1 protein-coding gene is annotated in these 203 nt (G+C 62.6%); it reads right to left on the bottom strand.

The window, feature by feature from the left end; all coding sequences use genetic code 11:
• Window positions 1–203, bottom strand: a 203-nt coding sequence (locus DKT72_RS18980; protein ID WP_220628164.1) for a type 1 periplasmic-binding domain-containing protein, incomplete at both ends; no start/stop codon positions are given.

Here is a 203-nt window from a genome sequence, read left to right on the forward strand (position 1 = left end):
TACGGCATCCCGAATCCAGCAGCGCCCCCACCGCGGTGCGTACGGCCTCCACGTTCGGCATCGTGACCCAATCGGCCAGTTCCTGCGTATCGTAATCGCCCACAATCACCAACGGATACGGCTGGTGCAGTATCGTGCGATCCGTGATCGGCGAGCCCATGAAGAAAATCCAGCCGTCCGCGGCCAGCTTCTTCGTCTCCGGG

The sequence above is a fragment of the Confluentibacter sediminis genome, assembly GCF_003258355.1.
GTDB lineage: Bacteria > Bacteroidota > Bacteroidia > Flavobacteriales > Flavobacteriaceae > Confluentibacter > Confluentibacter sediminis.